This window comes from Microbacterium sp. T2.11-28 (genome assembly GCF_950097975.1).
In the GTDB taxonomy this organism is placed as follows: Bacteria; Actinomycetota; Actinomycetes; order Actinomycetales; family Microbacteriaceae; genus Microbacterium.
The window spans coordinates 331,745-344,383 of record NZ_CATNHF010000001.1 but is presented as its reverse complement, the minus strand read 5'-3'; the positions used below and the strand labels follow the sequence as shown (position 1 = coordinate 344,383).

16 protein-coding genes are annotated in these 12,639 nt (G+C 71.1%); 14 read left to right on the top strand and 2 right to left on the bottom strand.

Annotated elements, in window-relative coordinates:
• Window positions 1-5: 5 nt before the first annotated feature.
• Window positions 6-788 carry a type I methionyl aminopeptidase gene (map, locus tag QQZ13_RS01700; protein ID WP_284527394.1) on the bottom strand — a complete coding sequence of 261 codons (783 nt, stop codon included), beginning with the start codon at window positions 786-788 and terminating at the stop codon, window positions 6-8.
• Between the two features lie 53 nt (window positions 789-841).
• Between map and QQZ13_RS01695 the strand changes: the two genes are divergently transcribed.
• From QQZ13_RS01695 to QQZ13_RS01650, 10 genes are all read left to right on the top strand, one after another.
• A complete protein-coding gene (locus QQZ13_RS01695; RefSeq protein WP_284527393.1) occupies window positions 842-1,333 on the top strand; it encodes an MFS transporter permease in 492 nt (163 codons plus the stop codon).
• Between the two features lie 162 nt (window positions 1,334-1,495).
• Entirely contained in the window at window positions 1,496-1,843 is a 348-nt protein-coding gene (gene rplS, locus QQZ13_RS01690; protein WP_284527392.1) for a 50S ribosomal protein L19, read from the top strand.
• A 167-nt stretch (window positions 1,844-2,010) separates the two neighbouring features.
• Window positions 2,011-2,763, top strand: a complete 753-nt coding sequence (lepB, locus tag QQZ13_RS01685; protein ID WP_284527391.1) for a signal peptidase I — start codon at window positions 2,011-2,013, stop codon at window positions 2,761-2,763.
• Window positions 2,760-3,419 carry a ribonuclease HII gene (locus QQZ13_RS01680; protein ID WP_284527390.1) on the top strand — a complete coding sequence of 220 codons (660 nt, stop codon included), beginning with the start codon at window positions 2,760-2,762 and terminating at the stop codon, window positions 3,417-3,419. Before lepB ends, QQZ13_RS01680 begins: the two co-directional genes overlap by 4 nt.
• Before the next feature lie 38 nt (window positions 3,420-3,457).
• Window positions 3,458-3,781: a DUF2469 family protein gene (locus tag QQZ13_RS01675; RefSeq protein ID WP_144807996.1), complete on the top strand. Its 324-nt coding sequence runs from the start codon at window positions 3,458-3,460 to the stop codon at window positions 3,779-3,781.
• A 106-nt stretch (window positions 3,782-3,887) separates the two neighbouring features.
• The gene (locus QQZ13_RS01670) at window positions 3,888-4,250 is read left to right on the top strand and encodes a YraN family protein (RefSeq protein WP_284527389.1); all 363 of its coding nucleotides are present in this window, start codon (window positions 3,888-3,890) and stop codon (window positions 4,248-4,250) included.
• Window positions 4,247-5,791 (top strand): YifB family Mg chelatase-like AAA ATPase, encoded by a 1,545-nt coding sequence (locus QQZ13_RS01665; RefSeq protein WP_284527388.1) that lies wholly within the window; start codon window positions 4,247-4,249, stop codon window positions 5,789-5,791. The genes QQZ13_RS01670 and QQZ13_RS01665 overlap by 4 nt, the downstream gene beginning before the upstream one ends.
• Complete coding sequence (dprA, locus tag QQZ13_RS01660; RefSeq protein ID WP_284527387.1) at window positions 5,788-6,969, top strand: DNA-processing protein DprA; 1,182 nt, start codon at window positions 5,788-5,790, stop codon at window positions 6,967-6,969. The genes QQZ13_RS01665 and dprA overlap by 4 nt, the downstream gene beginning before the upstream one ends.
• A gap of 41 nt (window positions 6,970-7,010) precedes the next feature.
• Window positions 7,011-7,925: a tyrosine recombinase XerC gene (locus tag QQZ13_RS01655; RefSeq protein ID WP_284527386.1), complete on the top strand. Its 915-nt coding sequence runs from the start codon at window positions 7,011-7,013 to the stop codon at window positions 7,923-7,925.
• A 31-nt stretch (window positions 7,926-7,956) separates the two neighbouring features.
• Window positions 7,957-8,538, top strand: coding sequence for a hypothetical protein (locus tag QQZ13_RS01650; protein ID WP_284527385.1), 582 nt, complete (start codon window positions 7,957-7,959; stop codon window positions 8,536-8,538).
• A gap of 29 nt (window positions 8,539-8,567) precedes the next feature.
• Here QQZ13_RS01650 and QQZ13_RS01645 read toward each other — a convergent pair whose 3' ends face one another.
• Window positions 8,568-9,122: a murein hydrolase activator EnvC gene (locus QQZ13_RS01645; RefSeq protein WP_284527384.1), complete on the bottom strand. Its 555-nt coding sequence runs from the start codon at window positions 9,120-9,122 to the stop codon at window positions 8,568-8,570.
• 266 nt (window positions 9,123-9,388) lie between these two features.
• On the opposite strand from QQZ13_RS01645, the gene rpsB reads away from it, so the two are divergent.
• From rpsB to frr, 4 genes are all read left to right on the top strand, one after another.
• On the top strand, window positions 9,389-10,297 hold the full coding sequence (gene rpsB, locus QQZ13_RS01640; RefSeq protein WP_284527383.1) for a 30S ribosomal protein S2: 909 nt from the start codon (window positions 9,389-9,391) through the stop codon (window positions 10,295-10,297).
• A gap of 97 nt (window positions 10,298-10,394) precedes the next feature.
• Complete coding sequence (tsf, locus tag QQZ13_RS01635; RefSeq protein ID WP_284527382.1) at window positions 10,395-11,222, top strand: translation elongation factor Ts; 828 nt, start codon at window positions 10,395-10,397, stop codon at window positions 11,220-11,222.
• A gap of 86 nt (window positions 11,223-11,308) precedes the next feature.
• Complete coding sequence (gene pyrH, locus QQZ13_RS01630) at window positions 11,309-12,028, top strand: UMP kinase (protein WP_284527381.1); 720 nt, start codon at window positions 11,309-11,311, stop codon at window positions 12,026-12,028.
• Window positions 12,029-12,083: 55 nt separating this feature from the next.
• On the top strand, window positions 12,084-12,638 hold the full coding sequence (gene frr, locus QQZ13_RS01625) for a ribosome recycling factor (protein ID WP_284527380.1): 555 nt from the start codon (window positions 12,084-12,086) through the stop codon (window positions 12,636-12,638).
• The last annotated feature ends 1 nt before the right edge of the window (window position 12,639 follow it).

Genomic DNA, 12,639 nt, shown 5'->3' with positions numbered 1-12,639 from the left:
CCGGGTCAGTGGACGCCGAGGAAGCTGCGATCCGTGAGCACGATGGGTCCGTCGGTCGTGATGGCGACGGTGTGCTCGGAATGAGAGCCCCGCGAGCCGTCCACGCTGCGAAGGGTCCATCCGTCGGGATCGGTCACGAGCTCGTCTGTCGTGCGCAGGAACCAGGGTTCCAGTGCCAGCACGAGTCCGTCGCGCAGCGGGTAGCCGCGACCGGGCTTCCCGTCGTTGGCGACGTGCGGGTCGCCGTGCATCGTGCGCCCCACGCCGTGGCCGCCGAAGTCCGTGTTGATGGAGTATCCGTCGGCCCGCGCGATCTGGGAGATCGCGTGGGAGATGTCGCCGATGCGGTTCCCCACCACCGCGGCGTCGATGGCCGCTGCGAGGGCACGCTCGCTGGTGTCGATGAGGGCGAGATCCTCGTCGCGCGGCGTGCCCACCACGAAGGACACCGCGGAGTCGGCCACCCATCCGTCGACCGAGGCGGCGAAGTCGAGGGTGACCAGGTCGCCGTCGCGGAGCGCGTAGTCGTGGGGGAGCCCGTGCAGGACCGCGTCGTTGACGGAGGTGCAGATGACCTTGCCGAACGGGCTCGCCCCGAACGAGGGGTGGTAGTCGATGTAGCAGGATTCGGCCCCGGCCCGGCGGATCATGTCGTGGGCGCGCCGATCGATCGCCAGGAGGTTCGTGCCCACGGTCGTCTCGTCCCGAAGAGTCGCGAGGACCTCCGCCACGAAGCGGCCGGCCGGGCGCATCTGCTCGATCTCGGCGGGCGTGCGCAGTTCGATCATCGGGTTCCTTTCACTCAGGTTCCATTCTGGCTGACCGGCGTAGCATCGAGGTCATGTGGGTGCGTCAGGCGTTCTTCCGGTGGCTGATTCCAGCGGCATTCGTGCTGCCCCTCTGGCTGTTCGTGGGCTGGATCGTCTTCGGCGCGAACCCGTGGGCGCTGCTGTGGGTCATCGTCTCGGCACCCGTGGTGCTCATCGGCCAGCTGATCCTGACGCTGCTGGTCCGCGCGCGCGGAACGGTCCGGGCCGACCGGGCGGTCTCCTGGCTCGACCTCGGACTGCTGGGCGCGTGGCACGTCCTCATCGTCGCGCTCGGCGTCTTCGACAGCCGGTGGTGGTGGCCGCTGCTGGCCCTCACCGTCGGAGTGGGCGTGGCCGCGCTGTGGAGCTCGCTGTCGCAGCTCTGGCGCGAGGCACGCGGGGGACTGACCGTCCTGCGCACCTCCGAGGGGATCGGCTACATCCCTCCTGCGGCGCCGCACGCGGACACGTCCGATCCCGAGGTCATCGTGATCACCGAGGGCCGCACGCCGCCGGCTCCGTAGTCGTTTTGGTCGCGGCGCGGGTCCGTGGCAGAATGGTTGTTTGTGCCCTGAACAGGCTCTGCCTCAGGGGAGCACGGCGCCGACACGGTCGCCTCGGGCACGACACATCCTCCAATCCTGACTCTCGCGATCGACCTGTGGCGGTCGCAGGAAGTGACGATCATGCAGATCCTCGACTCCGTCGACGCGGCCTCGCTGCGCTCCGACATCCCTCCCTTCGCGCCCGGCGACAACGTCAAGGTGCACGTGAACATCACCGAGGGCAACCGCTCCCGCGTCCAGGTGTTCCAGGGCGTCGTCATCGGCCGCTCCGGTGACGGCGTGCGCGAGACCTTCACCGTCCGCAAGATCAGCTTCCAGGTGGGCGTCGAGCGCACCTTCCCGGTGCACAGCCCGTCGATCGACCACATCGAGGTCGTCACCCGCGGTGACGTGCGCCGCGCCAAGCTCTACTACCTGCGCAACCTGCGCGGCAAGAAGGCGAAGATCAAGGAGAAGCGCGACCGCTGACGCGCTCTCATCGACGATGCCCCGGGGCCCGGCCCCCGGGGCATCGTCGTTCCCGCGCGCGGACGCGTCCGGCCGGTGGGCCGTGGACACGCGTCCGCCGGGATGTGCGACCCTTGACAGGTGCGCAGGAGAGCGGCCCCTTTCTCCTGCAGAGACGAAGGATCTGAATGACCCCCGAGAACATCGCCGCCGGAGCGGCGACCGATCCGGTGCGCCCCCGTCGTCCCGCGCGCCGCGGTGTCTGGCCGCTGCTGCGCGACGTGCTGGTGATCATCGTCATCGCGGTCCTGGTCTCGTTCCTTGTCAAGACCTTCCTGGTGCGCTCGTTCTACATCCCGTCCAGCTCGATGGAGCAGACGCTGCGCGTCGACGATCGCATCCTCGTCGACGAGCTGACCCCGCGCTTCGGCGGATACGACCGGGGCGATGTCGTCGTCTTCCGCGATCCCGGCGGCTGGCTCCCCACGGAGCCCAAGGTCGAGCGCTCGGTGCTGGTCGAAGCCGTCGACTGGGTGCTGGCGCTGGTGGGCATCTCGGCTCCCGACAGCAAGGAGCACCTGATCAAGCGGATCATCGGCGTCCCCGGCGACCACGTCGTGTGCTGCAACGCGCTCGGGCAGGTGACGGTCAACGACATCCCCATCGACGAGACCTCCTACCTCAACCTGGCTCCGGGGCAGAGCGCGCCCGAGGTGGTGCCCTACGACGTCACGGTGCCCGACGGTTCGCTGTGGGTGCTCGGCGACAACCGCGACGCCTCCCGCGACTCCCGCTACAACACCGACCAGCCCGGGCAGGGCTTCGTGCCCCTCGACAATGTCGTGGGACGCGCGTTCCTCGTCACCTGGCCGCTGGACCGCTTCGGCCTCATCGACTTCCACCACGACGTCTTCGCGGGCGTGCCCGACTCCGCGCCATGACCGTCGCCGTCCCACGCCTCACCGTCGAGCGGAGGCTGCTCAAGGAGCATCCGCTGGTGATCGCGTGCGACGAGGTCGGCCGCGGCGCCCTCGCCGGCCCCGTCGCCGTCGGAGCGGCGGTGATGGATGCCGCCGGGGCGCGTCGGCGTGTTCCGGTCGGCCTGCGGGACTCGAAGCTGGTCGCGGAGCACCATCGCCACGACGTGGCCGGTCGCGCGCGCCAGTGGGTTTCGGCGTCCGCCGTGGGCTGGGCCGACGCCGCAGAGATCGACCGCGTCGGGATCATGCGCGCGCTGGGGCTGGCGGCGCTCCGTGCGATCGCCGATCTGCGTGTCGCGGGCATCGTTCCCGAGGACGCCGTGATCATCCTCGACGGCAACTACGACTACATCACCCCCGCGGGCGGCAGCGGCCTGCGGGTCCAGCCCATCATCAAAGCCGACCGGGACTGCGCGTCGGCCTCGGCGGCCTCCGTGATCGCCAAGGTCGCCCGAGACGACCTCATGACGGGTCTTCACGCGGACCTCCCGGTGTACCAGTGGTCGCGGAACAAGGGCTACGCCAGTCCCGAGCATCGCGCGGCCATCCGCTCCCACGGACTCAGCGCGCACCACCGTGCCTCCTGGGCGATCGCCGATGCGCCCACCCTCTTCTGATCCTGGCGGCACGCCGCGGGCAATAGGATTGACGCACCATGGATGACGAAGTCTTCGAGGATTACGACCGCGAGCTCGAGCTGGCGCTGTACAAGGAGTATCGCGACGTCGTCTCGCAGTTCCAGTACGTGATCGAGACGGAGCGACGGTTCTATCTCGCCAACGACGTGAACGTCGTCCGCCGCGACACCGAGCACGACTTCTACTTCGAGATCTCGATGACCGACGTCTGGGTGTGGGACATCTATCGGGCGGACCGCTTCGTCAAGTCGGTGCGTGTGCTGACCTTCAAGGACGTCAACGTCGAGGAACTGCAGCGACGGGACTTCCAGATCCCCGACGAGCTCTCGCTCGACTCCTGACGACGCGGGCGCGTCGGGCTCTCCACAGCGGGGGCTGATCCACGCGTCTCCACCGATGCCGCACCGCGGGCGCCGGCCACCGGCGCTGCGGGCCACCATCGAGCGCATGGCTGAGAAGGACGTGCGCGGTCGCGCGGGCGAGGACCGCGCCGCGCGGTATCTGAGTGAACACGGGTACGAGGTGCGCGCACGCAACTGGCGCTGTGCCCAGGGCGAGCTCGACATCGTGGCGTTCCACGGCTCCGATCTCGTGGTCGTCGAAGTGAAGACCCGTCGCAGCGAGGCCTTCGGGCACCCTTTCGACGCCGTCGACGCGCGCAAACGCGAGCGCCTGTGGCGGCTCTCGCACGCGTGGATGCGCGCGCACCCGGAGTCGTCGCGGGGGCGACGGCTCCGTCTCGACGTCATCGGCATCACGGGCGAGGATCCGCGGACCGCGGTGCTGGAGCACCTCGAGGACCTGCGGTGAGCCTCGGCCGGACGTGGAGCGTGGTGCTCACGGGTCTGCTGGGCGACATCGTGGAGGTCGAGGCCGACCTGTCGACCCAGACGCCGGGGTTCACCATCATCGGACTCCCGGACAAGTCGATCGGCGAGGCGGAGCAGCGCGTCCACAATGCGTGCGGCAACAGCGACCTCTCCCTCCCGCGGCGCCGGGTCGTCGTGAACCTCTCACCCGCCGGCCTCCCCAAGCACGGCACGGGGCTCGACGTGGCGGTCGCGATCGCCGCGCTCGCCACGGAGCTGCCCTTGGACGCCGGTTCGCTGGCCCGCACCGTGCACCTCGGCGAGCTCGGACTCGACGGCCGGCTCAGGCCGCTGCCGGGGATCCTCCCTGCCGTCGCGGCGGCGGCGCGAGCGGGCTTCGCCCGCGTCGTGGTTCCCGCCGCGTGCCGCGCCGAGGCCGAGTTGGTCGACGGCGTGGAGGTCTTCGGCGCGGTCAATCTCCGGGATGTCGCGCGCCTGCACGGGCTCGAGGTCGCGGAGGTCGATCAGGAACCGGTGCCGGTGCCGGTGCCGTCGCGAGACGGCGCGCCGTCGGCCGGGGGTGCGGCTCCCGACCTCGCCGAGGTGATCGGCCAGCGCGACGCCGTCCACGCGCTGGTCGTGGCGGCCGCGGGAGGGCACCATCTCCTGATGTCCGGTCCGCCCGGCGCGGGCAAGACGATGCTGGCCCGCCGGCTCCCCGGGATCCTTCCCGACCTCGACGACACGGCCGCCCTGCAGGCGGCGTCGCTGCGCTCGCTCGCGGGCCTGCCGGTCACCGTCCTCTCCCGCACTCCGCCCTTCGAGGCGCCTCACCATTCGGCGAGTGTCGCGGCGCTCGTGGGCGGGGGCAGCCGCACCGTGCGACCCGGGGCGATCGCGCGCGCGAGCGGCGGGGTGCTCTTCCTCGACGAGGCGGGCGAATACGGCGCACACGCACTCGACGCCCTGCGGCAGCCGCTCGAGTCGGGCGAGATCGAGATCCATCGCGCGGGCTTTCGAGCTCGCTTCCCGGCACGGTTCCAGCTGGTGCTCGCCACGAACCCCTGTCCGTGCGGGCAGTACGGCGTGCCGGGAGGCGTCTGCACCTGCCCGTCTCTGGCGATCCGGAGATATCTCGGCCGGCTCAGCGGTCCGCTTCTGGACCGCGTCGACATCGAACTGTCGCTGCGCCGGGTGTCGCTCGCGCACGTGGTGGCGGCGGGCGATGTCGTCACCACTGCCGCTGCCCGGAGCCGCGTCGGCGAGGCGCGGGCACGCGCGGCCCACCGGCTGCGAGCGACGCCCTGGCGCACGAACGCGGAGGTCAGCGGCGCGTGGCTGCGGTCGGGCCCCGACACGCCGGCCGCGGACGTGCGCCGACCGCTCGATGCCGCGCTCAGCCGCGGATCGCTGAGCCTGCGCGGCTATGACCGCGTCCTGCGGCTGGCCTGGACCATCGCCGATCTCGACGACCGCGCGCACCTCCGCGCTGATGACATCGGGCGTGCGCTCTTCCTCAAGAAGGGATCGACGGCGACGTGATCGACGTGAGTGAGGCGGCGGTGCGCCGGCGGACACAGGGAGTGGCCCGACCCGACGACGACCTCGGCCGGCTGCAGGCACTGGACGCGCGCATGCTGTGGGCGGCGCTCACCGAGCCCGGCGACGGAGTGGCAGGGGCACTGGTGGGTGCACTCGGTGCGAGAGAAGCGCTCGAGCTCGTCCTCCACCGGCGTGGCTCCGAGCGGCTGATGGAGCGCTGCGGCCTCGATGCCGCGGCCGCGCACGCCGCCGTCCGGCGATGGCGTGCACGGGCGGGCGACGCGCCGCATGCGGTGTCGGCTGCGCAGCGGGCCGGAGTGCGGGTGCTCACTCCCGAGGCCGGCCCATGGCCCGCACGGCTGGACGACCTCGGTCCGCACGCCCCGCTGTGCCTGTGGGTGCGCGGCGAGGTGAGCGCTGTAGTCGCCCCGGCGGCGACGGTCGCCCTCGTCGGTGCGCGCGCGGCGACGTCCTACGGCGAGCACGTCGTCGCGGAACTGGCGGCGGAGCTCGGCCGCGGCGGGGCCTCGATCGTCTCCGGCGGGGCGTACGGCATCGACGGGATGGCGCACCGGGCGGCACTGGCGGCGGGAGCTGTGACGGTCGCGTGGCTGGCAGGCGGCGTGGACCGCGCCTACCCGGCCGGTCACCGAGCCCTCCTCGACCAGGTGGTCGCCTCGGGCGGAGCTCTCGTCGGCGAGGCGCCCTGCGGTGCGGCACCGACGAAGTGGAGGTTCCTCGCGAGGAACCGGCTGATCGCCGCCGGCTCCGATGCGACAGTGGTCGTCGAGGCGGGGTGGCGCAGTGGGTCGTTGAACACCGCGGGCCACGCGGCAGCGCTGGGGCGCCCGCTCGGCGCGGTGCCCGGTCCGATCACGAGTGCGACGTCGGCGGGATGCCACCGCCTGCTCCGCGAGTACGCCGCGCAGTGCATCACCTCGGCCGACGATGTGCGGGAACTGATCGGCTGGAGGAGCACCCCCGCAGACCCCGGGAGCAGCGCCGACACCCTCAGCCGGGTGCAGGAATCTCTGAGTGGTCGCGCAGCCCGCACCCCCGAGGAGCTGGCGCGCCGCAGCGGGCTGGACATCGATGCCGTCGAGAGCGCACTCGGTCTGCTGGTGTTGGATGGGGCGGCGCGGCGGGTGGGCGATGGATGGTGCGCACCTGCACGGTGAGCCTGACGGCATCCCCGGTGCGGCGCGGCATTCTGGACAGCATGGAGCTGATCACCGCCGCCGACGAGTTCGCGCGGCACCTCGCCACCGTGCGGCGTCTGTCGCCCGCCACAGTGCGCGCCTACCGCTCCGACCTGCGTGACCTTGCTGCCGTCACCGGCGTCGCCCTGCTGCAGGATGTCGACCTCGAGCACCTCAGGGAATGGCTGTGGGTGGCGACCAAGAGAGGCGACGCGCGGGCGACCATCGCCCGGCGGACCGCGGCGGCGCGCGCCTTCTTCACCTGGGCGGTCGAGACCGGCCTGCGGGTTGATGACCCGAGCATCCGCCTGCAGGCGCCCAAGCGCGGACGATCCCTGCCCAAGGTCGCCACGGCGGACACCATGGCGGGCGTGCTCGATCGTGCGCGGGCGGTCGCCGCCGACGGCGATCCGGTACACCTGCGGGACTCGGCGATGCTCGAGCTCCTCTACGCCTCGGCGCTGCGTGTGTCGGAGCTGTGCGGCATCGACATCGATGACCTCGACCCGCAGCGCGCGACCGTCCGGGTGACGGGCAAGGGCGACAAGGAGCGGATCGCCCCCTACGGCGTGCCTGCTCAGCGGGCACTGGACGCATACCTCGTACGGGGCCGTCCCGCTCTGCGCGCCCGGCGCGCCGACACGACGGCGGGCGATGCCCGCGCACTGTTCCTGGGAGCACGCGGTGGCCGCGTCGGTCCGCGCGCCGTCTACGACGTGGTCAACCGGCTGGTCGGTCCCGACCTCGGAGCGGTCGCGCTCGGACCCCACGCCCTCCGGCACTCCGCCGCGACGCACCTGCTCGACGGGGGAGCCGACCTGAGGACCGTGCAGGAGATGCTGGGCCACGCAAGCCTCGGTACCACGCAGATCTACACCCACGTCTCGGCTGAGAAGCTCACCGCGACGTATCGGCTCGCGCACCCGCGTGCCTGACGCCGTCGCCGCGGGCATCTACGCTGGCGGCATGCGCTCGCACCCCTTCGTCCGTCCCGGCGAACGCGCGCCGGTACGGCGATCGGTCGCGCTTCTGGGGGCTGTCGCGTTCCTCGTCAGCGGATGCACCGCTGAGCCGGCACCGGCGCTGAGTGCGCTGCCGCCGTTGTCCGCCACTGTCGCTCCGCCGGGCGGCGGCGGCTCCGTCTCGCCCTCGCCGTCCACGGCGCCGCCCCGGTGCGACGACGGTGTGCTCACCCTTGCGGGGGTCGACGAGGAGTTCATCGTGACGGGCTCGTGCCGGCGGGTCGACGTCGCCGGCACGGGACTCGACATCGACCTGACCGGCGTCGAGGTGTCCACCGTCAGGATCCGCGGTGACGGGAACGAGATCGAGGCGCGGACGCTGCAGGCCGTGACGCTCGAGGGCCAGGACAATGAGCTCGACCTCCGGTCGGTCGGCCGCGCGGCCGTGCGGGGAGACCGGAACTCGTGGGATGTCGCCGGTGATATCGGCGACCTCGTGATCGTCGGCAACGACAACGAGGTGGAAGCCGCCGACATCGGCTCCGCGGATGTGACCGGCGATCGCAACGAGGTTCTGCCCGGCTGAGACGGTTGTCGCCTCCCCGCCCCGCCACCTCAGCAGCACGGCAGCAGCACGGCCCGGGGAAGCGGGCCGAGCAGCTCGAGGGGGTCGATGTACCGGCCGTGCCGGCGGACGCCGAGATGGACGGAGCCGGGCGCGGCGTGCCCGCCGGCGGCGGCCCGGGCGACCACGTCACCCGCGCGCACCTGTGCGCCTCGGCGGACGACCGCGTGCACCGGTTCCAGCGTCGACACGTGGCCGTCGCCGTGGTCGATCGTCACCACGTCACGGTCCACCACGGTGCCGGCGAAGACGACGACGCCGTCGGCCGGCGCACGCAGCGGCGTGCCCGCCGCAGCCAGGACGTCCACGCCGCGGTGGCCGGCGGCGAACTCGTGCGCGGGCGCGTCGTACGCGGCCACGACGCGGACGGGCGCGGTGGGCCACTGCCACGGCGCGCGGGCCTCCTCCTCTCCGCTCACCACGGCGGCGCGTGCGTGGCGGTCGATCCCGTCCGGGACCGCGCCCGCGGCGGACGGCGGAGACGCCCCGAGCAGGACGAGGAGAACGGCACCGGCCAGCCGTCGAGGGCGCAGAGAGGTTCGCATGGGGACAGCGTGTGGGAGAGGCGTCGCCCCTGCCGCCGCGCGGCCCGGATCGGTGTACGCGGGACGGACGTCGCACGCGGGGGAGGAGGCCTCGTGACTGTTACACTGGAGGCGCACTCCGCATGTCGGGGTGACTACGCGTGCCCGCACATCGGCATCCACACCCCAGGTCTCCATCGCTCCGCGGTGGAGTGGGTGTGCGCCGGGGCACCAGGCTCCGCAACCATCCGGTTCGCGGGAACAACCGAAAGAACAGGAGAACGGCCATGGCCGTCGTCACCATTCGCCAGCTGCTCGACAGCGGCGTCCACTTCGGACACCAGACTCGGCGCTGGAACCCGAAGGTCAAGCGCTTCATCCTCACCGAGCGCTCCGGCATCCACATCATCGACCTGCAGCAGTCGCTGTCGTACATCGACAAGGCGTACGAGTTCGCCAAGGAGACGGTCGCCCATGGCGGCACGATCCTCTTCGTCGGCACCAAGAAGCAGGCCCAGGAAGTCATCGCCGAGCAGGCGACCCGCGTCGGTCAGCCCTACGTCAACCAGCGCTGGCTCGGCGGTCTGCTCACCAACTTCTCGACCGTGAGCAAGCGCCTCGCCCGCATGAAGGAGCTCGAGGAGCTCGACTTCGACAACCCGGCCGAGAGCGGCTTCACCAAGAAGGAGCTCCTGCTGAAGAAGCGCGAGCTCGACAAGCTGCACAAGTCGCTCGGCGGCATCCGCAACCTGCAGAAGACGCCGTCGGCCATCTGGGTCGTCGACGCCAAGCGCGAGCACCTCGCCATCGACGAGGCGAAAAAGCTGGGCATCCCCGTGATCGGCATCCTCGACACGAACGCCGACCCCGACGAGTTCCAGTTCCCGATCCCGGGCAACGACGACGCGATCCGCTCGGTGGGCCTGCTCACGCGCATCATCGCCGACGCCGCCGCCGAGGGCCTCATCCAGCGTCACCAGCCGACCGAGGAGTCCGCTGACGCCGAGCCCCTGGCCGACTGGGAGCGCGAGCTGCTCGAGCAGGGCTCCGCGACCGAGGCCGCTGCCGCCGACGAGCCTGCCGCCACGGAGGAGCCGGCCGAGGCCGTCGCCGAGGAGCCCGCCGCCGACGAGGCTGCCGCGCCCGCTGCGGAGGAGCCCGCCGCCGACGAGGCCGCCGACAAGGCCGCCGAGTAATCAGACACCGAGAACGCTCGGCACCCGCGCGCGACGCCGGGTGCCGAGCGGGATCACCACCGCTTTCGCACGACACCACGACTAGGAGCCACCACCCATGGCCAACTTCACCATCGCCGACATCAAGGCGCTCCGCGAGCAGCTCGGAACGGGCATGGTCGACACCAAGAAGGCACTCGAGGAGGCCGACGGCGACCTCGAGAAGGCCGTCGAGATCCTGCGCCTGAAGGGCGCGAAGGGCAACGCCAAGCGCGCCGACCGCTCGACCAGCGAGGGCCTCGTGGCCGCGGCCGAGGTCGACGGCAAGGTCACCATCATCGAGCTGAACACCGAGACGGACTTCGTCGCGAAGAACGACCGCTTCATCGCGCTGGCCGACAAGGTGCTCGCCGCCGCCGCCGCAGTGGGCGCCGAGTCCGCCGAGGCCGCCCTCGCCGCCGACGCGAACGGGCAGACGGTCGCCGATCTCATCTCCGACGAGGCCGCGATCATCGGCGAGAAGGTCGAGCTCCGCCGCGTCCGCACCCTCTCGGGCGACGCCTTCGAGATCTACCTGCACAAGACCAGCAAGGACCTGCCTCCGCAGATCGGCGTGGTCGTGGCCTACACCGGCTCCGACGCCGAGACGGCGCGCAGCATCGCGCAGCACATCTCCTTCGCCAACCCGACCTACCTCTCCCGCGAGGACGTCCCCGAGGACGAGGTCGAGAAGGAGCGTCAGATCGTCACCGAGATCTCCCGCAACGAGGGCAAGCCCGAGGCCGCCCTGCCGAAGATCGTCGAGGGCCGCGTCGGCGCGTTCTTCAAGCAGGTCGCCCTGCTCGACCAGGACTACGCGAAGGACAACAAGCAGTCCGTCGCCCAGGTCGCGAAGGCGGCCGGCATCACCATCACCGACTTCGCCCGCTTCAAGGTCGGCGCGTAAGTCCGAACAGGGGCCTGCATCGCGAAGATGCGGGCCCCTTTTCGATGCCCACCGGACGATATCCTGCAACCGACGAGAGGAACCCCGTGACAGATGAGACCACCGGACGCCGACGCGTCCTCCTGAAACTGTCCGGCGAGGCTTTCGGGGGAGGTCAGCTGGGCGTGAACCCCGACATCGTCAGCCAGATCGCTCGCGAGATCGCCGCGGCGGTGGACCGGGTCGAGATCTCGATCGTCGTCGGCGGGGGCAACTTCTTCCGCGGCGCAGAGCTGAGCCAGCGCGGCATGGATCGCGGCCGTGCCGACTACATGGGCATGCTGGGCACGGTGATGAACGCCCTCGCGCTCCAGGACTTCCTCGAGCAGGCGGGCGCCGCCACACGCGTGCAGTCCGCGATCTCGATGACGCAGGTCGCCGAGCCGTACATCCCCCGTCGTGCGGCGCGCCACATGGAGAAAGGGCGGGTGGTCATCTTCGGCGCCGGCGCCGGCCTGCCGTACTTCTCGACCGACACGGTCGCCGCTCAGCGTGCTCTCGAGATCGGCGCGGACGAGGTCCTCGTCGCCAAGAACGGCGTCGACGGCGTCTACACCGCGGACCCCAAGACGCACTCCGACGCCGTCCGGCTCGATCGCCTCACCTATGGGGACGCCCTGCAGCGGGGTCTCAAGGTCGTCGACTCGACCGCTTTCAGCCTGTGCATGGACAACGGCATCGACATGCGCGTGTTCGGCATGGAGCCCGCCGGCAACGTGACGCGCGCGCTGCTGGGCGAGTCGATCGGCACGCTCGTCACCGTCTGAGTCGGCGCCCTGCACCGCACTAGACTTGACCGACGCAACAACGAATGGAGTGACCGTGATCGCCGAGACCCTGGCCGACACGACCGCACGCATGGACCGCGCCGTCGAGGCCGCGAAGGACGACTTCGCGACCGTCCGCACCGGCCGTGCCAACCCCCAGCTCTTCCAGAAGATCCTCGTCGACTACTACGGGTCGCCGACGCCGCTCGCGCAGCTCGCCTCGCTGAACAACCCCGAGGCGCGCACGCTCGTGATCACCCCCTACGACAAGTCGGCGCTCAAGGCGATCGAGCAGGCCATCCGGGACACCCCGAACCTGGGCGCGAACCCGACCAACGACGGCAATCTCGTGCGCGTCACGATGCCCGAGCTGACCGCAGAGCGCCGCAAGGAGTATGTCAAGCTGGTGCGCTCCAAGGGCGAGGACGCCAAGGTGCACCTGCGCGGCATCCGGCGCAAGTCCAAGGACGAGCTCGACGCGCTCAAGAGCGAGGTCGGCGAAGACGACCTCGCGCGGGCCGAGAAGGAGCTCGACGCCATCACGCGCGCGCACGTCGACGAGATCGACGAGGCGCTCAAGCGCAAAGAGGCTGAACTCCTCGAGGTGTGAG

Bases quoted from the DNA above. Each gene is read 5' to 3' on its own strand.
- rpsB (WP_284527383.1), top strand. From the start codon at position 9,389: ATGGCCGTCGTCACCATTCGCCAGCTGCTCGACAGCGGCGTCCACTTC.
- QQZ13_RS01675 (WP_144807996.1), top strand. From the start codon at position 3,458: ATGGATGACGAAGTCTTCGAGGATTACGACCGCGAGCTCGAGCTGGCG.
- rplS (WP_284527392.1), top strand. From the start codon at position 1,496: ATGCAGATCCTCGACTCCGTCGACGCGGCCTCGCTGCGCTCCGACATC.
- QQZ13_RS01645 (WP_284527384.1), bottom strand. From the start codon at position 9,122: ATGCGAACCTCTCTGCGCCCTCGACGGCTGGCCGGTGCCGTTCTCCTC.
- map (WP_284527394.1), bottom strand. From the start codon at position 788: ATGATCGAACTGCGCACGCCCGCCGAGATCGAGCAGATGCGCCCGGCC.
- tsf (WP_284527382.1), top strand. From the start codon at position 10,395: ATGGCCAACTTCACCATCGCCGACATCAAGGCGCTCCGCGAGCAGCTC.
- lepB (WP_284527391.1), top strand. From the start codon at position 2,011: ATGACCCCCGAGAACATCGCCGCCGGAGCGGCGACCGATCCGGTGCGC.
- QQZ13_RS01695 (WP_284527393.1), top strand. From the start codon at position 842: ATGTGGGTGCGTCAGGCGTTCTTCCGGTGGCTGATTCCAGCGGCATTC.
- QQZ13_RS01680 (WP_284527390.1), top strand. From the start codon at position 2,760: ATGACCGTCGCCGTCCCACGCCTCACCGTCGAGCGGAGGCTGCTCAAG.
- QQZ13_RS01650 (WP_284527385.1), top strand. From the start codon at position 7,957: ATGCGCTCGCACCCCTTCGTCCGTCCCGGCGAACGCGCGCCGGTACGG.
- QQZ13_RS01655 (WP_284527386.1), top strand. From the start codon at position 7,011: ATGGAGCTGATCACCGCCGCCGACGAGTTCGCGCGGCACCTCGCCACC.
- QQZ13_RS01670 (WP_284527389.1), top strand. From the start codon at position 3,888: ATGGCTGAGAAGGACGTGCGCGGTCGCGCGGGCGAGGACCGCGCCGCG.